This is a genomic window from uncultured Porphyromonas sp. (assembly GCF_915070105.1).
Lineage (GTDB): Bacteria > Bacteroidota > Bacteroidia > Bacteroidales > Porphyromonadaceae > Porphyromonas.
Map to the genome: position 1 here is coordinate 1 of NZ_CAJZFJ010000018.1, position 22445 is coordinate 22445.

Below are 22445 nucleotides of genomic sequence, written 5' to 3' on the forward strand. Positions count from 1 at the left end.
TAAGGCTCCCTAGGATATGAAGCGATATCCCCGAAGATCCAAAGGCTGGAGTGTGCGAGCTAGATCATTTAGCTCCGTCTATACATCTCGGATATCTACACGGATCGATATAGGAGGATCTACCATGGAGTCTACTATGGAAATAATATATACCAAAGCCCCCTATAATACCCGAGCAAGGCATATAGGGGGCTTCGTTATGAAGAGCAGTGTGGGGCTAGATGATGGAGTTCTGCTTCGTAAACTCTACGATCTCATCGATGTAGCCGAAGGCGAGTCCCGTCACAGTATCTGCACAGCCATAGTAGACTGCGATACGACCGGTCTCTGCATCATGTAGGGCAGCGCAGGGGAAGGTCACATTGGGGACATCACCCATGCACTCGTAGGGCTCACGAGGAGAGATTAGGTAGGGACCTGAGCGATACTTTACCTTCCAAGGCTCATCGAGGTCAAGGAGAGCTGACCCGAAGGCATAGACAAAGCCATTGCATGAGGCTAGTACTCCATGATAGATCAGGAGCCACCCCTCGCTTGTCTCGATGGGGATAGGCCCTGCACCGATCTTGGTGCACTGCCATGCGCTATCCTCAAAGGGGGCTGGGGACATGACGTGGCGATGACGTCCCCAGAACTCTAGGTCGGGAGATTCGCTATAGAAGATATCGCCGAAGGGGGTATGCCCATTGTCGCTTGGGCGAGAGAGCATAGCAAACTTCCCATGGAACTTGCGGGGGAAGAGGACCCCATTACGATTGAAGGGCAGGAAGGCATTCTCCAGCTGGTGGAACGTCTTGAAGTCAAATGTATAGGCCACACCGATCGTCGGGCCATGATAGCCGTTACACCACGTCACATAGTAGCGATCTTCGATGAAGACTACACGGGGGTCATAGCCATAGACCCATTCCCCGATCTCCCGATCTTCGCACTCGAAGTGTAGAGGCTCGGGGTTGATGTCCCAGTGAATAGCATCCTCACTGAAGCCTACGTGCAGACGCATACGTCGGTTCGTATCATCGCACCTGAAGACTCCAGCGTAGCCCTCTCCGAAGGGGACAACGGCACTATTGAATATGCTGTTGGAGGTGGGGAGGAGGTCACGTGGGATGATGGGATTGGCACTATAGCGCCACATCACATCCTGGCAGCCTCTGGGACGGTCTTCCCAAGGCATATCGGGTAGGGCTTGCCCTACGATCTTGAGTTTGCTCATTAGGTTCTTATTGTGATTGATAAACGTTGTCTCGGTGCTAAGCCTCACCCTCACCCTCTGTATGGGCAAATGGGAGGCGTAGAGCCATGACGATCGCAGGAATGGTAGCGACCATCACGAGTACGAAGAAGGTCTCATAGCCTAAATGCTTCGCTAGCCAGCCACTAGCCATACCAGGTACGGCTACGCTGAGGTTCATGAGGCTATTGGCGAAGGCATAGTGAGCCATCTGATACTTCCCGGGGGCGATCTGCTGCATCATGAAGAGCGTAATCCCTACGAAGCCAAATCCAAAGCTGAAGTACTCAAATATAATACCTGTAGCTAGCCAAGCAATCTGCTGGGGCTGAAATATGGCGAAGAGGAGATAGACCGCAAAGGGAATGTTGAAGATACAAACCAGAGAGAAGAGTACCTTCTTCAGCCCGAAGTGTGAAATGTAATATCCCGATAGGATTGAGCCTAAGATGAAAGCTATCGTACCTGCAGTACCATAGATCAGACCATAGGTCTCGTTGGAGAGAGCTATCCCTCCCTTGGCTAAGTCGGCCTTGAGGAATATAGGTGCGATCTTCATCGCAAGCCCCTCTGCCAAGCGATAGAGGAAAATGAAGGCGAGATAGAGCCAGATATACTTCTTCCTAAAGAAGGATACCAAGACCTCCATGAGCTCCTGTGTGGCTTCCTGAGCTGACCGCTTGGGTTTGCCTTCCTCCCGTGGAAGTATGAATAGATGATATAGGGCGAGTAGCAGCATAATCCCAGCACAGATACCCATGATCGTCATCCAGGCAGAGACGATACCTTGTCGCTTGGCCAGATAACCAGCCAGATAGACTAGACCACCATTGGTAAGAATCTTAGCTAGATTATAGAAGGCTCCTTGCCAGCCTGCATACTGCCCTTGCTGAGCCTTCGTCAGCTCCTGCATATATACCCCGTCACCCGCTATGTCGTGCATTGAACCACTGATAGCGAGTACTCCCATGAGAGCCACTACATAGCTGAAGAAGCCAGGGAGGGGCAGGGCAAAGCATATCGCCCCGAACATCAGGGAGGTAATAAACTCAGTCAGGAAGATATATCTACGCTTCGTGCCGAAGAGCTCCATACAGAGGCTAAAGAGGGGCTTCAGCGACCAAGGTAGGACGAGGAGGGAAGTCCAGAAGGCTACCTTCTCCTCCTCCACTCCTAGGTCGGTGAACATGATCACCGACACTAGGGAGAGGGCTACATAGGGGAGTCCCATCCCGAAATAGACGGAGGGAACCCAAGCTATGGGATTACGTTTGGGGTGGGGGAGTGGGTAGGCGGATCTATCCATGTCGTAGCTTTGCCGCCTTCAGAGTGTTGAGCATAAGAGAGACGATCGTCATTGGACCGACACCTCCGGGGACTGGAGTGATGAATGAGGCCAGAGGAGCTACCTCTGCGAAGGCAACGTCCCCCGTTAGGCGGAAGCCGCTCTTACGTGTCGCATCGGGTACACGTGTCGTCCCGACGTCTATGATCACAGCCCCAGGGCGTACCATATCGGCACGTAGGAACTCGGGTACACCGAGAGCAGCGACGATGATGTCGGCCTGTAGGCAGAGCTCCTTGATGTTAGGTGTGCGACTATGGCATACCGTGACGGTGCAGTCTCCGGGATTAGCCTTGTGCAGTAGGAGCTGTGCCATGGGCTTACCGACGATGTTGCTTCGCCCAAGTACGACACAGTGCTTGCCCCTCGTCTCTATATCGTAGCGACGTAGGAGCTCGATGATCCCCTGTGGGGTAGCAGAGACGAAGCAGGGGAGGCCTATGCTCATCTTCCCTACATTGATTGGATGGAAGCCATCGACGTCCTTACGGGGATCGACAGTCTCGATGACCTTCTGTTCATCGATGTGCTTTGGTAGAGGGAGCTGTACGATGAAGCCCGTGACGTCTGGGTCTTCATTTAGGCGCTTGATCTCGGCTAGTAGAGTCTCTTCGGTGACATCGTCCTCGAAGCGGATGAGTGAGGAGCGGAAGCCGACCTCTTGGCAAGTCTTGATCTTGGAGGCAACGTAGGTTTCGCTCCCTCCGTCATGCCCTACGAGGATGGCGACCAAGTGTGGTGCTTGCTCCCCTCGTGCGACCATGGCGGCGACTTCGGTAGCGATCTCCTCTTTGATTTGGGCAGAGGTTGCCTTACCATCGAGGAGGGTATAGGTAGAGTTTGCCATACGATTGATGATGATATGTATTGACGGTAGAGTTTGTAAAACTCCTCAAAGATAGCAAAAACTCCCGTGCCCTCCTCCTTTTATAATCCTTCGTTTTCTGCGCTATATAGTGCTATTGGCTCACGTATATATGTAAAATGTCTACCCGACATTCCTTCTACCTAGTGTTCTTGCGATCCGCTGTGAGATAGAGAGCCCCAGCCTGCTTGTCCTTAGACGAACCGCTAGGTGGGCTCGGTGGGGCTAAGCAGGCTGGGGCTCGGGTAGAGGATTCGCTCTGAGAGGGGTGTACTTGATAGCTATCCCCCTCTATGCTAATAGAGCTAGACTAGATGAAGGTGACAAACTCTTCGTAGGGGTTACGCACCTTCTTCATCGAGCCGAGCCAGTCACGCTCTGGGTCTGCATACCCTAGGTAGAGTAGGGAGACGCTACGGAGTCCCTTCTCGGGTAGTCCGAGGAGCTCATCTACGAGCTTGGGGTCAAAGCCTCCAATAGGAGTGCTGTCTATCTTGAGCTCTGCAGCCTGTGCTAGGGCGAGTCCGAGGGCGATGAAGGTCTGATTGGCGGCATGCTGGAACTGTGCCTCCTTGCTCATCTTGCCGAAGGTCTCCTTGAGCATATCCGTGTATCTCTTGAAGCGTCCACGTACGAGTCCACGCTCATCTGTCGTGAGGTCGTAGATAGCATCGATACGCTCTGGGGTGTATTCATCCCATGCTGCGAAGACGATGACGTGTGAGCACTCTCTCATACAGTCGGGGTTGAGAGCACCAGCCACCATCTTCTCCTTGAGGGCTTGGTCACCTACGACGATGAGGCGGAATTGCTGGAGGCCAGAGGAGGTCGGGGCTAGGCGTGCAGCCTCTACGATCTTGTGCAGATCTTCGTCACTCACCTTGCGTGTGGGATCGTATGCCTTGGTGGCATGTCGCCAGGTCAGATCATCTAGTAATGCCATATATCTATATTGTTTATTGGGTTTGCGGATCTATCCTATCGCTCCTACAACATAGGTAGAGGGCAAAAGGTTGCTGGTAGATAGCCTATACGCTAGCTACCTACACGCTCTAGCTCACGTAGATTCTCTAGCTTCTTGCGCTGCATGAAGTCATAGATACCCTCTAGGTGCTCGACGACCTTTCCTCCCCCGAATTCATATACCTTACTGACCAGTCCATCGAGGAAGTCTCTGTCGTGCGATACGAGGATGAGTGTCCCATCGTAGTTGAGGAGAGCTTGCTTGAGGACCTCCTTAGTCTTCATATCTAGGTGGTTCGTGGGCTCGTCGAGGATCAGCAGGTTGTAGGGCTCTAGTAGGAGCTTCAGTAGGGCTAAGCGCGTACGCTCACCGCCACTGAGTACCTTGACCTTCTTGGTCGAGGCCTCGCCTCCGAACATGAATGCCCCCAGTAGATCTTTGATGCGTGTACGGATGTCTCCCTCTGCGACGCTATCGATGACCTCGAAGACGGTGCGGGTCTCGTCCTCTGCTGCTGCGCTATTCTGTGCGAAGTAGCCTACACGGACATTGTGCCCGAGCTTCAGTTCACCCTCGTGCTCGAGCTCCCCCATGATACAGCGTACGAGGGTACTCTTACCCTCACCGTTCTTGCCGACGAAGGCTATCTTATCTCCACGTCCGATCATTAGATCTACGTTGGAGAAGATCCTCTTATCTGCGAAGGCCTTGCCCACAGACTGCATCTCTACGGGGTAGTTCCCAGAGCGGGGGGCAGGTGGGAAGCGTAGACGGATCGATGAGGTGTCGATCTCATCTACCTCTACACGCTCGAGCTTCTCGAGCATACGTACACGGCTCTGTACTTGGTTGGTCTTTGAGTAAGTACCCTTGAAGCGCTCTATGAACTCCTCCGTCTCGGCGATGAACTTCTGCTGCTCTTCATAAGCACGTAGCTGCTGGTCTCTCCGCTCTGCTCGTAGACGCTGATACTCGGTATAGTTTACCTTGTAGTCATAGATTCGTCCACCTGTGATCTCGATGGTACGTGTCGTGATGCGGTCTACGAAGGCTCTATCGTGGCTAATGATTACTACAGTCTGGTTGCTCTCCACAAGGAAGTCCTCCAGCCACTGGATCGACTCTATGTCTAGGTGGTTTGTCGGCTCGTCCAGCAGGAGGACATCTGGGCGCTGGAGTAGGAGCTTAGCTAGCTCGATACGCATACGCCATCCACCGGAGAACTCTGAGGTCTGTCGTATGAAGTCCTCACGTCGGAAGCCTAAGCCCAGTAGGGTCAGCTCTACGGCCTTGTCGTAGTTGATCTCTTCGATAGCGTAGTACTTCTCTCCTAGAGTGGTGACCTCCTCGATGATCGCCATGTACTCGGGGCTGTCGTAGTCTGTACGGGTAGTCAGCTCTTGGTTCAGCGCTTCCATCCGAGCCGCCATCTCATGGATGTGGCTAAAGGCCTGCTCGGCTTCCTCGAAGACGGTGCGACCATCCTCGGTCATTAGGTGCTGTGGGAGGTAGGCTACTGAGACTCCTTCGGGTACGGAGACCTTGCCCCGTGTAGCCTCACGGCTACCACTAAGGATCTTGAGTAGGGTACTCTTGCCAGCACCATTCTTGCCCATGAGGGCTATACGATCCTTCGGGTTAATGACAAAGGAGATATTAGAGAAGAGGGGAGCACCCCCGATCTCTACGGTAAGGGAATCGACAGAAATCATCGTTGTTCAATCTTTGCTTGGATATAATCCTCCCTCACAGCCTCGCCTACACCCACACTAGGTGGTAATGCCGAGGTGTACTCAGGCTGTCTGTAGCCCATTCTTGTGAGGTAGAGGGGGAGAGCTACTGCCCGATCTGTAGGAGGGTAAAGCCTGCTTCCCGTGGCCCAGCGTCGAAGACGTTGCGCCCATCGATCAGTAGAGGTGTCCGCACCGAGCGGCGAAGAACCTCCCAAGCAGGCATTCGGAATGCCTTCCACTCCGTCACATGGAAGATAGCATCAGCATCTAGTGCCGAGCTATATAGGTCGGCAGCATAGTGTACTCGGTCGCCTAGCTGACGGCGAGCTTCCTCCATAGCGACAGGGTCATAGACGGATACCTCACAGCCTGCCTCCAGTAGAGTCTCTATGAGTACGAGCGAGGGTGCCTGACGCATATCGTCAGTCTCAGGCTTGAAGGCTAGTCCCCATACGGCGACCTTGCGCCCCCTAACGTCGCCTCCGAAGTAGTGGGCGAACTTATCGAAGAGTATGTGCTTCTGCTGTTCATTCACTGCCTCCACTGCCTCCAGGATCTGCATCCGCTCACCATGCTCATGCGCCGTGCGGATGAAGGCCTGGACATCCTTGGGGAAGCAGGAGCCCCCATAGCCACACCCTGCATAGAGGAACTTACTGCCGATGCGGGCATCACTGCCCATCCCTCGGCGTACCATAGATACATTGGCTCCTACGGCCTCACATAGCCGAGCCACTTCATTCATGAAGCTGATGCGTGTGGCGAGCATGGCATTGGCTGCATACTTCGTCATCTCGGCAGAGGGGATGTCCATGAAGAGCACTCGGAAGTTGTTGAGCAGTATGGGCTTATAGAGTCGTGTCATCAGCTCCTTAGCTCGTTCGCTCTGTACCCCGACGACGACCCGATCGGGCTTCATGAAGTCATCGATAGCGTTGCCCTCCTTGAGGAACTCTGGGTTGGAGGCTACATCGAAGGGTATCGAGACCCCTCGCTTGGCTTGCTCCTCCTCGATCACTCGCTGGATCTGCTTCCAGGTACCTACGGGCACAGTGCTCTTGGTTACTACGAGGCAGTAGTCTGTCATAGCAGCTCCTATGGAGCGGGCGACAGCTAGTACGTGCCTGAGGTCGGCAGAGCCATCCTCGTCGGGTGGTGTGCCGACAGCACTGAATATGATCTCTACGTGGGGTAGAACCTCTGCGATCGAGGTGCCGAAGTGTAGGCGCCCCGCCTCCATCCCTCGACGTACGAGGGTATCTAGCCCAGGCTCATAGATCGGGATAATACCCTGACGTAGTCCCTGGATCTTCGCCTCATCTACATCTACACAGTATACCTCTGCCCCGAGGTCTGCGAAGCAGGCCGCACTGACTAGACCGACGTAGCCGATCCCGACGATAGCGATACGCATACGACTCCCTTACTTAGCGTGCTGACGTAGCTGGGCTGCGATACGCTCCATCTCGGCCGGGGGGAGCTGGAGCTTATGCTTGAGGTCTATGTCTCCCTCATTGTTAATCGGGATGAGGTGTATGTGGGCATGGTTCACCTCTAGCCCTAGGACTAGTACGGCGACCTTACGGCATGCCGTGACCTCCTGGATCTGCTGTGCGACCTTCTTGGCGAAGGTCATCATACGTCCGAGGTGCTCATCCTCTAGGTCGAAGATGTAGTCTACCTCTTGTCGGGGGACGACTAGGGTGTGCGCAGGCTGTACGGGGTTGATGTCGAGGAAGGCATAGAATTCGCTGTCTTCAGCGACTTTGTACGAGGGGATCTCGCCCTCGATGATACGAGTGAAGAGGGTTGCCATATCGAATAGCCTCCTAGGGCAAAGGGGGGGGTTAAATAGAAATATCTAGGATCTCGAAGGTCAGTAGTCCACCGGGGGTTTGTACCTCGGCGACGTCACCTACCTTCTTCCCTACGAGCCCCTTGGCGATGGGGGTATTGACGGAGATCTTCTTCTCCTTGAGGTTCGCTTCGGAGTCAGATACGAGCGTATAGGTGAGCTCAGCCGCAGTCTTGACGTTGCGGATGGTGACCTTGGTGAGGATCTGGACAGTATCAGTGGAGAGACGAGACTCGTCGATGATGCGGGTGTTGGCTAGGGTCGCCTTGAGCTGGGCGATCTTACCCTCGAGCAGACCTTGAGCCTCCTTGGCTGCGTCATACTCGGCATTCTCAGAGAGGTCACCCTTGTCACGTGCCTCAGCGATCTGACGAGAGATCTCGGGGCGGTGTACGGCTTCGAGTTCGTTGATCTCGGCTACGAGCTTGTCGTAGCCAGCCTGGGTCATATAGTTGTATGCCATAATTGATGTAGGGGGGAGCGGGGTGCTCCCCTATTCTAGTTTGTTGATTTATTCGCTGTTTAGTTACAATAGCGAACCCTACTCCAGCATGCACTGTCGTAGGGTTCGTATGCAAAGGTACAACAAATAATCCTAGTCAGAGGACTGCTCTCTGATCGTACCAAATCCGACGCATGATCTCTTTCAGCCATCTCTACTCTTTGCTACTCTAGGGTATTATTCTTGTCTAAGGGAGTCTTAGCCTTAGTCTCTGGAGTGTCTAGGTGTTGGCCTCGAGAGCGGCATACTAGAGGGTGCTATTGGGGATATACTTAGAGCGAGGTAGTGTACACGCGTGTATACAGTTGTGTACACGTGAGTACACTATGGTATACACACGTGTACACTTTCCCCTCTTAGGTAGTGGCTATGTGATAGGTCTGTATATGTCTAGGGTCCAGATGTTTCTATCTTCGGTGTATGCATCTCGACTACCTTGCCCTCAAGCTCTAGTGATTTCATGCCTCAGTCCATCACGTACCCTGTATCTATATACTCAAGAGATCAGGGGAGCAAGGGAGTGACAAGGTATATGTGGGATCGCCTATTCGGATTAAGTGGGCGAGGTAAGCTCTGCCCCCGAAGTCTCTCAATTGGTCTGTGTCGAACCCCACGAGAGGGGGAGAGAGGGCATGCCGAGAAGGGAGGATAGGGTATATAATGTTCGCCCCCGCCACCTATGTAAGGTGACGAGGGCGAATATACCATGTTCTATGTTGAGGTTGATTATGAGAGCTAGGGGTGGGCACTCACTAAGGCCTACTTGACAGATGAAGGAGTAGGTATAGACCTAGATCTTTAGAGCCCTGAGCATAGCCTTAGTACTCCGGCTAATGCGGTAGGACTCGCAGATCTTCTGTATCGCCTTGTTATGTACCCAGGGATGGAAGTGGGGTTGGCTTAGGTAGGGAAGCGTTTGGTCGGGGAAGCGGATGTAGCACTCTGCAATCGCCCAGGCAAGTGCCATCTGTACGTAGTAGCCCTCGTGATGTACCCCTGCATAGTGGTCAAGGAGAGGGAGCAGATGCTCCTCATCAATGAAGTACTGCATGGTAGCAACGACCCCAAAGCGTACTTCATACTCGCCCTTGGCACCGAAGTAGGGAAGTAGGAATGACCAAAGACGATCCGAATGCTTGGCAACTAAGCTCTTCCCTCCAGAGAATGAAAAGCAATCGCAGACAGACCAAGAGTTGATCCGAGGTACCCAGCGAGCTACATATCCGAGGTACTCCTCTAGATCTCTGTGGGGTATGGCACCTAGGACTAATCCGTGTAGGGTGCGTGCCTCCATGAAATCTTCCTTGAGCGAGGAGGCTCCACGCTCAGCCTCGGCTAGATATTCCCGCCAATTAGGGTCTTTAGCGATCATCTTGGCTAGCTTCCTGAGGTCGGGAAGGCGCAAGCCCAGCACGCCTAGGATATTGGGATGAAGACGCTCTGTGAAGGGCTTATTCCCTCGCTCTGCTAGGGCAAGAAGCCATTCGGTAATGCTTCGTCCCTCGATGTGGTAGGTGTTCACGTGAAGTAGGGTATTGGGTCGGCAATGGAAGGGGAAAGCTCGTCCTATACATTCCTATTTTACTTCTTCTCGGTGCGAGGGGCAAAGATAGGGAGGGAATGGATCTTGCGTCGTATGGCTAGCCCGTTGAGTAGGGTCGTCACGACGAGTAGGGTGAGTGCCGTGAGATAGGTATAGGTCGTAGTACCACCGAGTTCACTAGAGAGTAGACGTCCTGCTACACCTAGATAGTAGGCACGTAGCTGCATGACCCCTATGAGAGCGAGGGCGAGTCCCAGCACATTGAGGATGAGGGTGAGGGCTAGGTAGGGACGTATCAGTTGGCCACGGCTGTATCCGAGTAGGAGGAGTCCCTCGAGCTGCCTCGTATTCTTCTGTAGTAGGAGGTAGATCGAGAGCATCAGCAGATAGATCGAGAGTGCCGAGATGATGAGTCCAATGGCTAGGACGACACCTGCGATGAGACGCAGTAGGTACATGGACTCCCCAGAGGCGAGTCGCTCCCCTTCGCTCTCGTAGCCGTTCTCCTTGAGGTAGATCGGTATATTGGCATCCGATACCGAGGTGACCTCGACGATGAGACGGGTAGGCTTGGCCTCCTCTCCACCTGCTAGGCGGGCATTCATCTCCTCGATGAAGGACTGGGGTACGAGGAGGGTATTGAGACGATTGGTGAAGGCTGTGATACGTCCCTTGAAGTGTACGGTCTCTGTCCGCCCTCTGGCTTCGATACTTAGGGGTATCTTGCTCATAGTAGCCTCGGAGAGTAGGGGAAGGCCTTGGCTCTGAGCGAAGGCTGAGTTATAGAGCCCTAAATAGTTGCGGGGTATGATGATAGGTACCTCTGTGTCACCACTGTGGTACCTCCAGTCCTCACTCCGTACGTCTAGGAAGGCATCGGGAACAGCCTCAAAGAACATATAGGTATAGACCCCACTGCCTATACCGAGACCAGCAGAGACTTGGAACTTCGAGGGGGTGAAGGCTCCTACCTTCTTGACAAATCCTTGACTCTCTAGCTCCTTGATCTCCCTAGGCGAAAAGGTGTTATCCCCGACTCCAAAGAGGCTCGCTGCCCCGACCTTCTTCGATAGGATAATATAGTCTCCCTGTAGGAGCTTATCCTTAGCTCCTAGTGAGGAGAGGGCATCTTGGTAAAACTGTATCCCGAGGAGAATGATCGCTATCCCCACGAGGTTAGCTAGCGAGAAGCCCACTAGCTGCAGCGGGCTGATATGCCGACGTAGTAGGCGAAGTACAAGCCTATTCATAGAAAGTGGTCTCTATAGGTGTATGACGGAGGTGTAGGAGATGGGGAGGTGCTTGCCCACAGAAGTGGTGATGATTCCAGCCCCCTGACGCTTGGCTTCCTCTGCGAAGAGCGAGGCTAGACACGTAGCGTTCGCCTCATCCAGATGACTGATGGGTTCGTCGAGGAGTAGGAAGTCAAAGGGCTGACAGAGCGAGCGAATGGCTGCTACACGCTGCTGTTGGCCTAGGGAGAGGATGCGTGCTGGGGTATCCAGCTTGTCAGCTATTCCTAGGAGGTCGAAGTAGTGACGGAGCTCCTTTTCCTCTTTGTGCTTCGTCAGGTCGTTCTTTAGCTTGACATTCTCCCAGGCTGTGAGCTCCTCGAAGAGGCGCATGTCCTGAAAGAGGAAGCTAAGAGATGAGCGGCGTATCTCTCCCCAAGCCTCGGCATCCAGCCCACGTATATCCCGATCGTCGAAGCTGATCGTACCGCTATAGTCTCCACGCCATCCGTAGATATAGCTACATAGGGAGGACTTACCCGCTCCAGAGGTGGCCTCGATGAGGTAGTATTCTCCCCGACGGAAGGTCTGCTGCGAGAGCCAGACCTCGCTCCTGAGGTCAGTGAGGTCACGGAAGACGTGGGGGAGTGTCTGGCTGAGTGTGATCTGTTGCATGTGCTGTCTGTGATAGAGAGGTGCTGCTACTCCTAAGGAGACGGGCATAGGTGAAGGAGGCTACGAGGAAGTAGCCCAGTGCCTGTGCCCACAGCGTGAGGTATTGAGGTAAGACATCTCTGAGGCTTGCACCCATACTGCTTACGGAGACGAAGGCTTGTACCCCAGGAGTAGAGGGTACGAGGAAGCCCAGCGCCCTGAGCGGTGCAGGTATAGCAGAGAGAGGCCAAGATAGACCTGTGAGGAAGAGGAAGGGTATGGAGGTGAAGACCCAGATGATCATCGCCTTCTCTCGGTGCTTCACCACGAGGCTCCAAAAGAAGGAGAAGAAGACACAAGCCAAGAGGAGAGGCAATAGAAGTAGGGCAAACGTCCCCGCATCTGTGAGCTGGGGCAAACCAAAGATCCTCGGTGCGATGACCAGCGTGAAGAGCGAACTCACCGCATAGATCAGTAGGTAGCACAGAGCACGCCCTACCAGCAGGCGCATCGTACTCGTATAGTGTCCACCCCTACCGATACGTAGCCCACGGCTGAGACCACCCCGCTCACGCTCCGTCCCCATCACCATAGAGATCCCGATAAGGAGCGTCTGCTGGATGATCAGTATGAGTACGCCAGGTAGGAGGAAGCCTTGGAAGCCACCCTGAGGATTGAAGGGGGTGATCCATTCGCTCTCAATGGGGCGTACCTGTATGCGGGTAGCTTCGTGAGAGGCCCCATGGCTACGACTAGCCTCTAGCTCACGTCCCATCGTCAGTGCCACCTCGGTAGTGGTAAGTGCGAAGGCCTTGTAGTAGAGGGCCGAGGCAAAGGTCGTGTGGAGATTGACCTCAGCCTGTCGCCCTAAGTGTGCCTTTTGGCTAAAGTCCTCGGGGAAGATAAGTATCCCGTAGGCCTTCTCCTCGTTGATGAGTTGGTAAGCCTCGGCTTCGCTTGCCACCTGCGCTATGACTGCTACGTCAGGTGAGGCATCTACCCTACGGACAAACTCCCTGCTTAGAGCCGAATGGCTGTAGTCAAGTACCACGAGAGGAGCTTCGCGGGCTACCTCGTTGCCATACAGAGCTGCATAGAGGAAGGGATAGATGAAGGGCACAACAAAGAAGAAGAGGATCGAGGCACTATCGGCAAAGACCCTACGTAGCTCCCTCCCACATATCGTCACTATATCCTGTAGATGCCCCTTGATAAATCCAATGATACTCATATACCGAATTAAGCGATGTAGTCTATGCTGGTGAGGTAACGCTTCAGTCGGGGAAGCGTCACAAGTGGAAGCAGAGGGAAGGCTAGTAGACCCATATAATAAGGTACGCTCTCCGTTAGTGGAGCCCCGATAAGGGCTTGGTTGATCCCGATCTGATAGTAGTAGCGTAGGGGAAAGATAAATGCTAGGGCTTGTACGGGGGCGATCATCGAGGAGACGGGTACGCTCATCCCCGAGATCGAGAAGGAGAGCATCCCCAGGAGGCTCCCTAGGCTTAGCCCCATCCTAAGGATAGGGATCAGGGCAATGAAGAAGATCCCTAAGGCCTGAGAGGCCAGTACAAGCAGGAGCATCGCCAGTGCCATCGCACCCCAACCTGACTGTAGGGGGAAGCCCATCCAGCCATACAGAATGCCTTGTATCCCCAGCCCGACAGCGAGGAACATCAGGGTGTGGACACAGAGCTTCCCGAGTAGAGCGAGCGTTATGGAGCCCTCGGAGAGACGAAGCCACTCCTTAGCCGTCTGGCGCTTGATCTCTACCCCGATAGCATAGCTAGTCATGAGGAAGATCATGAGCTGGAGCACACCGGGTAGTATCGTCGTCGTCAGATAGGCGGCGTAGTTCAGCTGAGGATTGCTCATCACCTCAGACCGTACGACGATGGGCTGAATGCTCCCCATGATCTCCTCCTGAGTCTTGCCCCGTGCCTGTCCTGTCTGTAGACCGACCTTGGCAGAGGCTAGCTCGGAGAGCATCTTCATGTCTCGGAAGACAAAGCTCCCTGCCATTAGATAGCTACTATTCGTATAGTAGTGGAGCTTGGGTTGGCGAGCTGATCCAGCCTCTGCTTGTAGCCCTCGGGGGATGTGGTAGATCCCATAGACCCTACCTTGGCGCATCGCTCTGAGGGCTTCGTTCATATTGGAGCACTTCAGCACGACCTCTGATGACTGGAAGGTATCGAGGCTCCGTACCAGAGCTCGTGAGGTCGCCGACTGGTCCTCATCCACTACAGCCACGGGCATATCTGTAGGTAGCCCACTCCCCATCAGATACAGTAGGAGCAGGGTTACCAATAGAGGTGCCCCGATGATCCCGAAGAGATAGATCGGGCGGGTGAGGAGGTAGTCTAGCTCCCTCCGTGCTACACGTAGGATGGTGTACATGGGCGAGGTGATCTACTAGAGTTGCCCCTTGTCTAGGACGATCGTCATGCCAGCTAGGAGTCCCTCTACGGGGCTGGTGGGGCGGGTTGTGACCTCAAAGGTACGAAGATCATGCTCTCCACGTGGCTTCGTGGCTTTCCAGGTGGCATAGCTCCCCATATCCTTCATCTTCGTGACCACCACTTCTATGGCCTTACCTCCGAGCGCGGGGATCGTGCCACGCAGCTTGCTCCCCTTCTTGATCGAGGCTAGCTTGTCCTCTCTTACGGAGAAGAGCACGCGCACTACCGAGGTGTCTGAGATCGTCATGATCGGGGCTCCAGTACCGACGAGCTCCCCTCTGTGGGGATAGATCTCCGAGACCTCCCCATCGATGGGGGAGAGGAGGGCTCCCTCCTTGAGGTAAGCATCTACCTCTGAGACGGCTCCAGAGGCACGGGCGACGAGGGCAGCTGCGGCTAGCTTGTCCTCTCGCTGTGCACCGTTCACCGCTAGGTCGTATTGGCTACGAGCGGCACGCTCTGTAGCCTGCATAGCTCGTAGCTGTGCTGAGGCTTCGTCGTACTTCTGTGCGGGGAGGACACCCTCCTTGTGTAGGCGTTCCACCCGGGCGAAGCTCTTCTCGGCTACCTCAAGGCCAGCCTTGGCCTTCTGCCAGAGCTCGTAGGCTCCCTCCTTCTGCTCTTTCCTGGCTCCTGCGAGAGCCTTTTGGTTCTGAGCCTCGGCAGCGGCCTTAGCGGCCTCTGCTTGCTCGAGCTTGGCGAGCACCTCAGGCGAATATATACGTACGAGGGTATCTCCTCGGTGTACTCTCTGTCCCTCCTCGACGAGGAACTCGGATATACGCCCCGGTACCTTGCCCGAGATCCGCACTTCGTCCACCTCGGCCTGACCTGTGATGATGTCTTCGCCCTTACCGAAGAAGATGAAGCCTGATAGGGCTAGTAGTACCATCGCTAGGACGACGAGTCCTACCCCGAGGATAATGCTCTTCTTGGCTCCTGTTTCCTTCGTCTCTTTATTCTGCTTGTTATCCATTCTTACCTACTGGTTTATAGTGCAAGTATCTTCTTGAGCTTACTCTCGGTGAGTAGCACCCGTATCTGTGCGTCGATGAGGCTATCCTGTGCACTCATCCAGGCTGTCTGAGCCATCGTATAGTTGAGTAGCGGGATTACTCCTTCGTCGTAGCCTGCCTTGGCATAGCGCATGTTCTCTTCTGCCATCTTGACGGCACTTAGGGCCGTGGTGTAGGCTCTACGGGCATCGTCTGCTGTGCGTAGTGCCTGCTTGATCTGGAGGTTGATCTTGCTGCGAGCCTCGGCGAGCTCTAGCTGCTTGACTCGGTGCTCTGCCTTAGCCTGTCGGCGCTTGAAGGTACCAGAGAACAGGTCTGATATAGGTACCTCCAGCATGAGACCGAGGTAATACTGCCCCGCGAACTCCTTCTTTTGTCCTTGGAAGCTATTGGGGTTCGTTGTCGAATAGCTCGCTACTCCGTAGAGCTTGGGGAAGAGGGAGGCTGACTCCATGTTTACCCGCTTGCTGTAGATACTATCTACTAGGCGAAGGCTACGGATCTCGGAGCGGCGCTCGATAGCAGCCTCGGTATCTTCGTCTCGGGCAATAGGAGCAGTCTGTGTGGAGAGGAGAAGCTCCTGCAGGTGACCCTCCTCCGCCAGAGTGAAGGGCTCATCTTCGCTAAGGCCACAGAGGTCAGCTAGGAGCATGCGGGAGAGCTCGAGGCCATTGACCACTTGGCTACGCTTGACTTCGGCTTCGCTGAGCTTAGTGCGTACCGAGAGGCCATCGGCTTTAGTCGCTACGCCTGCATCGATGGAGGCATCCACGTCCTTGACGGTCTGCTCGAGTAGACGTACCAATTGATCCAGTAGTCGCTCTTTACTGCGAAGGGATACGACTTGCCAATAGGTCTCATCGAGCTTGGTCTCGACCTCTGTCTCGGCCGTCTGACGTAGCTCTCCCTGGAGTCGCTCTGCTAGGCTCGCCATCTTGTACCCGGAGATGATCTTTCCCCCGAGGAAGAGAGGCTGGATAGCTGTTACGTTCCCCACCCACAGATTGCGCAGGTCTACTGTGCCGAGGTGGCGTAGTCGCTCGGGGATCAGGAAGTTCAGATGTCCGAGGGGCTTGTCCCAGTCGATAAGGTGTAGCTCCTTCTGCATGTGCAGGTATACCCCTCGGGCAGCTACCTGAGGGAAGAAGTTGGTCATTACCTGCTGTTTCTTAGCATGAGCGGCCTTGATCTCCTCGTCTTTCTGCTGGAGGGTACGGCTGTGCTCCTTGGCGAGGCTTCGGCAGGAGTCTAGGGTCAAGACCCTCTGTGCCCTGGCTTGTCCAGCGAAGGAAAGGGTAACCACGATACCCAGCATAGCCCATCTCGAGGGAGAGACTAATCGAATCTGCATACTATGTCTTACGTTTCTTTGTCTAAAGTGATGGTGCTCCGACTCTATCAGAGCAATGACTATATCGGGGAGTGAGGACAGTGCTATTCACTTATCGCTTGATGCGGTAGCGGATCTTCCCCAGTGCCGTCTGGATATTCTTCTTAGGGTGAAGGATTACTTTGGGGGGCTGAAGGGTATCCGTTGTTACTTCCTCTGGTCTATCCATGAGCCGTCCCTGGGTGAAGGGCATGAGGGTACCCATCTCCCCAAGATCCACACCTATCCCCTCTTCGAAGCTGGCACAGACGATCTCGGCGAAGGCTACTAGAGCAGCCCGCACATCTGGGGCAGAGAGTGAGCAGCTCTCGCTGATACGTCTCTCGACGTCCTTCAGCTCCAGCTTAGGACGCTTCATTGGATAGGCATAGTAGAGGGTACTGCCCGCTCTACGCCCTTGTCTACTTACCTTGCTCTTGATCTCAAAGGTCATCATAGGTCTATTCGTTTGTTTTGTCTCGAGGGCTCCACTGTGGGAGCACCGTATACATTGCTAGGAAGAAGGCTCTGATCACCTATGTAAGGTGATTCTGATTCCCTAGGTAAGAAGTCCACCATCACCTATCATAGGTGATAGTCGTCACCTTACATAGGTGATTACGGATGCAAAAGTAAGAAGAATATCGAGTACGAGCCAAATTCGTAACGATGATCCACCGAGGGAACCGAAATAGATACCTTTGCTTTACTATATAATCAGGCTCGTGATGGTATGAAGACAAGAAGGTATTATCCGATAGGGACGAGGCTCAAGGTACTGCTATTGAGCCTCCTATTCGCTGGATATTGGCTATGGCTTGGCTTGCTGGGCACTCAATACTTTGTGCTCTGCTATGTGCTGGCTTTATTCTTACTTACTGCGTTCCTTCACAGTGTCTCCCGATTCCCGATCTACTACGAATGGGATCAGGAGGAGCTAAGGGTGCGTATGCTCCTATACTCTGTGCGACTGAATCTGAATGTCTACCACATGTCTCTATTGGAGGGGGAGGGCAGACGCATAGCCTCATCTCAGAGGCGAACCAAGAAGGACAAGAAGAGGGTATACATCGTAGATTCTGACCTACCAGTACTCTGCCTATCACGTCGCCTCCCTAGTGGAGGGCATGAATATATCTTCGTGAGTGTCGATAGAGATAGGGGAGCCCCCTGGCGTAACTCTAAGCTCATGCAAACCACGAGTGCTACCCGAGCCTGAAGCGAGGGCGCCGGTAACTCATAGAGATAGGGCTTTTTATTACCTTTGTGCGTGCTCTCGGGCTATGTCGTCCAAGGTGTACCTATAAAATCACTACATATATAATATGGCAGAGGAAGATCTGATCGGGTATGACGATGCAGCATCTGTAGCATTCATACGTAACTATATACCTCAGGAACTCAAGGAGCTCCTGAGCGATGATGATATCGTGTACTTCGTAGATCTCATCTATGACTACTACGAGAGCCGTGGCTACATGGACGCTGATGAGTCCGAGTCAGATGAGGTGATCGAGGTAGATGAGGATGAGCTCGTCGAGTATGTCGTCAAGAATGCAAAGAAGGATGGAGTAGGGCGCTTCGAGCCCGAGCAGATCCGCTTCATCGTGCAGGGCGAACTCGAGTATTGCGATAGTATCGAACTCTTTGATTAACGGAGGAGGCATTGGGTAAGAATAAGCTGGCGAAGTTCGCCGAGATGGAGACCTTTCCCCATGTCTTCCAGTATCCGTTTGCACGGCTACAGCAGGAGTCCTTCCCGCTGAGAGGGAAGTGGGGCGAAGCCTTCTTCCACAACGACCATCCCATAGTCCTAGAGCTAGGCTGTGGGAAGGGGGAGTACACCGTGGGGCTAGGAGAGCTCTATCCCGATAAGAACTTCATCGGGGTGGACGTCAAGGGGGCTCGTATCTGGACGGGAGCTAAGCTCTCCCACGATGCTGGGATGGCCAATGTCGCCTTCCTCAGAGGGGAGATTGAGTCCTTGACCAACTTTTTCGCCCCGGGCGAAGTCGATGAGATCTGGATCACCTTCCCCGATCCACAGATGAAGAAGGTGACCAAGCGTCTCACCAGCACTCGCTTCCTCAAGCGTTACTTGGAAGTGCTTCGTCCTGGGGGGCGCATACACCTCAAGACGGACAGCCCCTTCCTCTACACATATACCCGAGCACTCGTGGAGCTCAATCATCAGCAGATCTTCGTCGATACCGATGATCTCTACGATGGCTCCTTCGAGGATAAGATACTCGGTATACAGACGTACTATGAGCGTCAATGGCTCAGTCGTGGGCTGACGATCAAGTACCTCTCCTTTGAGCCTCATGAGCCTCAAGGGGGCTTCGTAGAACCAGATATAGAGATCGAGCCAGATAGCTATCGTAGCTTCAGCCGATCACGTAGAGTACAATAGTCATGGCCGTAACATTGTATCCCAACCTCATCCTAGAGGCTCTAACCAAGGTACGCTACCCCGGCACGGGGCAGAACCTCGTAGAGGCAGGTATGGTAGAGGATGACATACGAATAGAGGGGATGAAGGTGAGCTTCTCCCTAATCTTTGACAAGCCTAATTCGCCCTTCATTAAGTCTGTGGTACGAGCCGCTGAGACCGCTATCCAGACCTATATCTCTAAGGAGGTCGATATAGTAGGTAATATCAGTGTCAAGGTACCTGAGGTCGTACCCACAGACTCCCTACCTCTACTGCCTAAGGTGAAGAATACCCTTGCGATATTCTCCGGTAAGGGCGGTGTAGGTAAGAGCACGGTGTCGGCAAACCTGGCTGTTGCCCTTGCTCAGGAGGGCTACAAGGTGGGGCTACTTGATGCCGATATCTTTGGCCCATCACAGCCCAAGATGTTTGGCTGTGAAGATGCCCGCCCTATCCTAGACGAGGTAGAGGGAAGAGAGCTCATCGCTCCAGTAGAGAAGTATGGGATACGTCTACTCTCCATAGGCTTCTTCGTCAATAAGGAAAGCCCCGTACTGTGGCGTGGGAGTATGGCGAGTAATGCCCTCAAGCAGCTCCTCACCGAGACCAACTGGGGTGAGCTAGACTTCCTGCTCATAGACCTGCCACCGGGGACGAGTGATATACATCTGACCCTGGTGCAGACGCTTGGGCTCACAGGCTCCATCATTGTCACTACCCCCCAGCAGGTCGCCCTAGCAGATGCGATCAAGGGCGTAGGGATGTTCCTAGACGAGCACGTGCAGGTCCCTATACTAGGTCTCGTGGAGAACATGGCATGGTTCACACCTGCTGAGCTCCCACAGAACAAGTACTACATCTTCGGTCGCGATGGAGGCAAAGAGCTCGCCGAAGAGCTCGGTATCCCCCTGCTGGGACAGATACCTCTCATCCAGAGTATCTGTGAGTCAGGCGATGGTGGTATGCCTATAGCCACAGACCGAGATAGCCTAATGGGTATCTACTTCCGTACCTTAGCCCGCAATGTCGCAGAGCAGGTAGCCAAGCGCAATGAGGAGCTAGCCCCTACGGCACGAGTAGAGATAAACAAATAACGAGCAAGCAAGCAGTGGGGCGATCTGTCGCGCCTTCTCCCCCGAGAAGGTGAGGAACGTCCGAGCAACGCAGAGCACCATACTTCCTAACGGGAAGCTGTCCGCGAGGGTGGAGTAGTGTAACAGAGAATGACCGCCCTGCCTCATGCAGGGTAAGGGTGAAAAGGTGAGGTAAGAGCTCACCGAGCCTATAGCGATATAGGCTGCCGTACACCTTATGGGTTGCAAGATCATGTATACCAGCGCAACGAGGGTTGCTCGCCCCAGCTGGAGGGTAGATCGCACCGAGGTAGGTGGTGACACCTATCCCAGATAAATGACAGATACTCTCTAGGGTAAAGCCTAGGGAGGACAGAACTCGGCTTATAGCCCCACTGCGCCTGCTTGTCTCTTCTCCTATTACCGCTTCATTCATGACTGCTCTCCTTCGTCATATAGAGGCACTCTGTGTCAAGATCTATAGATTCATCACCCTAGATATGTGGCTCCTGAGCCGAGATCAGCTCAGCGTGCCTCATCGTTGGTTCGTCGCTACGTGTCGGGTAATCTACATGACCATCTCCACGTATGTACGAGAGGGGGTCGGGGGGCTTGCCAGCTCTCTATGCTATAGTACTGTGCTCTCGATCGTCCCGATGCTGGCTGTGATCGTAGGGATAGCGAAGGGCTTCGGTCTGCAGAATGATGTACGGATAGCACTCAATAATGCCTTGCCTGGGCACCAAGTAGAGTTTGACAAGACCTTTGCCTACGTCGAGAACTATCTACAGCAGGTACAGGGAGGGCTCTTCATCGGTGTCGGTCTAGCTCTGCTCTTCTATACCGTGCTGATGCTGATCTCCACGATCGAGGATGCCTTTAACCGCCTATGGCAAGCACCTCATGCCCGCCCCTGGACCAGGCGAATCATCAACTACCTAGGGGCATTCATTCTCTTCCCCCTCCTGCTCACGATCTCGAGTGGTACGACGCTCTTCCTCTCGACACTGAACCATACCTACCTCAGTCAGCTCAAGATCATCTCCACCCTCACGAGTGAGATCCTAGGGCTTGTCCCGTATGTACTGATTATCTTCACTTTCACGGTGATCTACCTCTTGATCCCCAACGTCCGTGTGCGCTTCATCCCTGCCCTTATTGCGGGTGTTGTGGCAGGGCTTTCCTTCCAAGCCTTCCAAGCCCTCTATATCAATGGCGTGCTATGGATCTCGAGATATAATGCTATCTATGGGAGCTTCGCAGCCGTACCCCTGGCACTGCTCTGGATACAGCTCTCTTGGATTATCGTCCTACTCGGTGCTCAGATCTCCTATTCCATACAGCATGTGTGGCATCTGACTTCGCCTCCTACCTCTGTCCCCCTCTCACGTAGATATCTGGATGTAATCCTAGTGACTATTACGGCGAGGATCGTACAGCAGTTTGTCTCGGATAGTGGTGAGCCCTACCGAGCTGAGACCCTCGCCAAGGACTGTGACCTCCCGCTGAGGCAGACACAGGAGGCTCTGGCTCATCTCCTCGCTATGGGTATAGTGGTGGAGGTGAACTACGGCAAGGAAGAAGTCGAGGGAGGCTACTATCATCCTAATGTCTCTCCCGATAGGCTCACTCTGTCTTATCTACTGAATGCAATCGACCGCTCCGGCAGTGAGGCTATCCCCCTACACCCAGAGGGTGCACATGCGCGGGCTTGGATAGCGCGCTCTCGTGCCTATGATGCCCTCTTCCACTCTGCACAAGACACTCTGCTACGTGACCTGAAGTAAGGTAAGGTCATGTAGTGCTAAGACTGCTTATGAAGATCCTAGTCAAGATATTCTTTATTTTCTTCTTCTATGCGTTAGGAGAATTCATTGCACACCTCACGGGCGACTACGTCCCAGGTAGTGTCATAGGTATGGTGCTTCTCTTCCTAGCCCTGCAGACCAAGCTCATCAAGGAAGACCAAGTGGATGCTCCTGCCAAGGCCCTTACGGATAACATGGGGCTATTCTTCATCCCCGCAGGGGTAGGGCTCATGGCGCAGATGGATACAGTGCTGGCGAACTGGTGGGTGATCCTCGTCGCTGTCATCGTGAGCTCTGTGCTCGTCATCGCCTCGGTAGCCTATATACAAGATCAAATGGAAAGGAGGAGGAAGTAA

The 22445-nt window shown here is 53.9% G+C and carries 22 protein-coding genes and 1 other RNA gene; 7 read left to right on the forward strand and 16 right to left on the reverse strand.

Going from position 1 to position 22445, the window contains the following annotated elements; translation table 11 throughout:
• Window positions 1-217: 217 nt before the first annotated feature.
• From QZ554_RS03005 to QZ554_RS03080, 16 genes are all read right to left on the reverse strand, one after another.
• Window positions 218-1216, reverse strand: a complete 999-nt coding sequence (locus tag QZ554_RS03005) for a glycoside hydrolase family 130 protein (protein WP_297194272.1) — start codon at window positions 1214-1216, stop codon at window positions 218-220.
• Window positions 1217-1253: 37 nt separating this feature from the next.
• Window positions 1254-2540, reverse strand: a complete 1287-nt coding sequence (locus QZ554_RS03010; protein ID WP_297194275.1) for an MFS transporter — start codon at window positions 2538-2540, stop codon at window positions 1254-1256.
• Entirely contained in the window at window positions 2533-3426 is an 894-nt protein-coding gene (folD, locus tag QZ554_RS03015; RefSeq protein ID WP_297194276.1) for a bifunctional methylenetetrahydrofolate dehydrogenase/methenyltetrahydrofolate cyclohydrolase FolD, read from the reverse strand. Before folD ends, QZ554_RS03010 begins: the two co-directional genes overlap by 8 nt.
• Window positions 3427-3754: 328 nt before the next feature.
• Window positions 3755-4387: a nitroreductase family protein gene (locus QZ554_RS03020; RefSeq protein ID WP_297194278.1), complete on the reverse strand. Its 633-nt coding sequence runs from the start codon at window positions 4385-4387 to the stop codon at window positions 3755-3757.
• 92 nt (window positions 4388-4479) lie between these two features.
• Window positions 4480-6120: an ABC-F family ATP-binding cassette domain-containing protein gene (locus tag QZ554_RS03025; protein ID WP_297194280.1), complete on the reverse strand. Its 1641-nt coding sequence runs from the start codon at window positions 6118-6120 to the stop codon at window positions 4480-4482.
• A 124-nt stretch (window positions 6121-6244) separates the two neighbouring features.
• Window positions 6245-7555, reverse strand: coding sequence for a UDP-glucose/GDP-mannose dehydrogenase family protein (locus QZ554_RS03030; protein ID WP_297194282.1), 1311 nt, complete (start codon window positions 7553-7555; stop codon window positions 6245-6247).
• A gap of 9 nt (window positions 7556-7564) precedes the next feature.
• Window positions 7565-7957, reverse strand: coding sequence for an HIT family protein (locus tag QZ554_RS03035; RefSeq protein ID WP_297194284.1), 393 nt, complete (start codon window positions 7955-7957; stop codon window positions 7565-7567).
• A 31-nt stretch (window positions 7958-7988) separates the two neighbouring features.
• A complete protein-coding gene (gene greA, locus QZ554_RS03040) occupies window positions 7989-8459 on the reverse strand; it encodes a transcription elongation factor GreA (protein ID WP_297194286.1) in 471 nt (156 codons plus the stop codon).
• Between the two features lie 829 nt (window positions 8460-9288).
• Window positions 9289-10020 (reverse strand): DNA alkylation repair protein, encoded by a 732-nt coding sequence (locus QZ554_RS03045; protein WP_297194287.1) that lies wholly within the window; start codon window positions 10018-10020, stop codon window positions 9289-9291.
• A gap of 59 nt (window positions 10021-10079) precedes the next feature.
• Window positions 10080-11291 (reverse strand): ABC transporter permease, encoded by a 1212-nt coding sequence (locus QZ554_RS03050; protein WP_297194289.1) that lies wholly within the window; start codon window positions 11289-11291, stop codon window positions 10080-10082.
• Between the two features lie 12 nt (window positions 11292-11303).
• Window positions 11304-11948 carry an ATP-binding cassette domain-containing protein gene (locus QZ554_RS03055; RefSeq protein ID WP_297194291.1) on the reverse strand — a complete coding sequence of 215 codons (645 nt, stop codon included), beginning with the start codon at window positions 11946-11948 and terminating at the stop codon, window positions 11304-11306.
• Window positions 11902-13158, reverse strand: coding sequence for an ABC transporter permease (locus QZ554_RS03060; RefSeq protein ID WP_297194293.1), 1257 nt, complete (start codon window positions 13156-13158; stop codon window positions 11902-11904). Before QZ554_RS03060 ends, QZ554_RS03055 begins: the two co-directional genes overlap by 47 nt.
• 8 nt (window positions 13159-13166) lie before the next feature.
• Window positions 13167-14327, reverse strand: coding sequence for an ABC transporter permease (locus QZ554_RS03065; protein WP_297194294.1), 1161 nt, complete (start codon window positions 14325-14327; stop codon window positions 13167-13169).
• A 15-nt stretch (window positions 14328-14342) separates the two neighbouring features.
• A complete protein-coding gene (locus tag QZ554_RS03070; RefSeq protein WP_297194296.1) occupies window positions 14343-15365 on the reverse strand; it encodes an efflux RND transporter periplasmic adaptor subunit in 1023 nt (340 codons plus the stop codon).
• Window positions 15366-15379: 14 nt separating this feature from the next.
• Window positions 15380-16756 carry a TolC family protein gene (locus tag QZ554_RS03075; protein WP_297194298.1) on the reverse strand — a complete coding sequence of 459 codons (1377 nt, stop codon included), beginning with the start codon at window positions 16754-16756 and terminating at the stop codon, window positions 15380-15382.
• 91 nt (window positions 16757-16847) lie between these two features.
• On the reverse strand, window positions 16848-17231 hold the full coding sequence (locus QZ554_RS03080; protein ID WP_297194300.1) for an HU family DNA-binding protein: 384 nt from the start codon (window positions 17229-17231) through the stop codon (window positions 16848-16850).
• A gap of 276 nt (window positions 17232-17507) precedes the next feature.
• On the opposite strand from QZ554_RS03080, the gene QZ554_RS03085 reads away from it, so the two are divergent.
• From QZ554_RS03085 to QZ554_RS03115, 7 genes are all read left to right on the forward strand, one after another.
• A complete protein-coding gene (locus QZ554_RS03085) occupies window positions 17508-17993 on the forward strand; it encodes a hypothetical protein (RefSeq protein ID WP_297194302.1) in 486 nt (161 codons plus the stop codon).
• Window positions 17994-18099: 106 nt separating this feature from the next.
• Complete coding sequence (locus QZ554_RS03090; RefSeq protein WP_297175885.1) at window positions 18100-18429, forward strand: hypothetical protein; 330 nt, start codon at window positions 18100-18102, stop codon at window positions 18427-18429.
• Window positions 18430-18440: 11 nt separating this feature from the next.
• A complete protein-coding gene (gene trmB / locus QZ554_RS03095; protein ID WP_297194304.1) occupies window positions 18441-19187 on the forward strand; it encodes a tRNA (guanosine(46)-N7)-methyltransferase TrmB in 747 nt (248 codons plus the stop codon).
• Between the two features lie 2 nt (window positions 19188-19189).
• The gene (locus QZ554_RS03100; RefSeq protein ID WP_297194306.1) at window positions 19190-20302 is read left to right on the forward strand and encodes an Mrp/NBP35 family ATP-binding protein; all 1113 of its coding nucleotides are present in this window, start codon (window positions 19190-19192) and stop codon (window positions 20300-20302) included.
• An 11-nt stretch (window positions 20303-20313) separates the two neighbouring features.
• Window positions 20314-20684, forward strand: an RNA gene (rnpB, locus tag QZ554_RS03105) — RNase P RNA component class A.
• A 31-nt stretch (window positions 20685-20715) separates the two neighbouring features.
• Complete coding sequence (locus QZ554_RS03110; RefSeq protein WP_297194307.1) at window positions 20716-22068, forward strand: YihY/virulence factor BrkB family protein; 1353 nt, start codon at window positions 20716-20718, stop codon at window positions 22066-22068.
• Window positions 22069-22097: 29 nt separating this feature from the next.
• Window positions 22098-22445 (forward strand): CidA/LrgA family protein, encoded by a 348-nt coding sequence (locus tag QZ554_RS03115; protein WP_297194308.1) that lies wholly within the window; start codon window positions 22098-22100, stop codon window positions 22443-22445.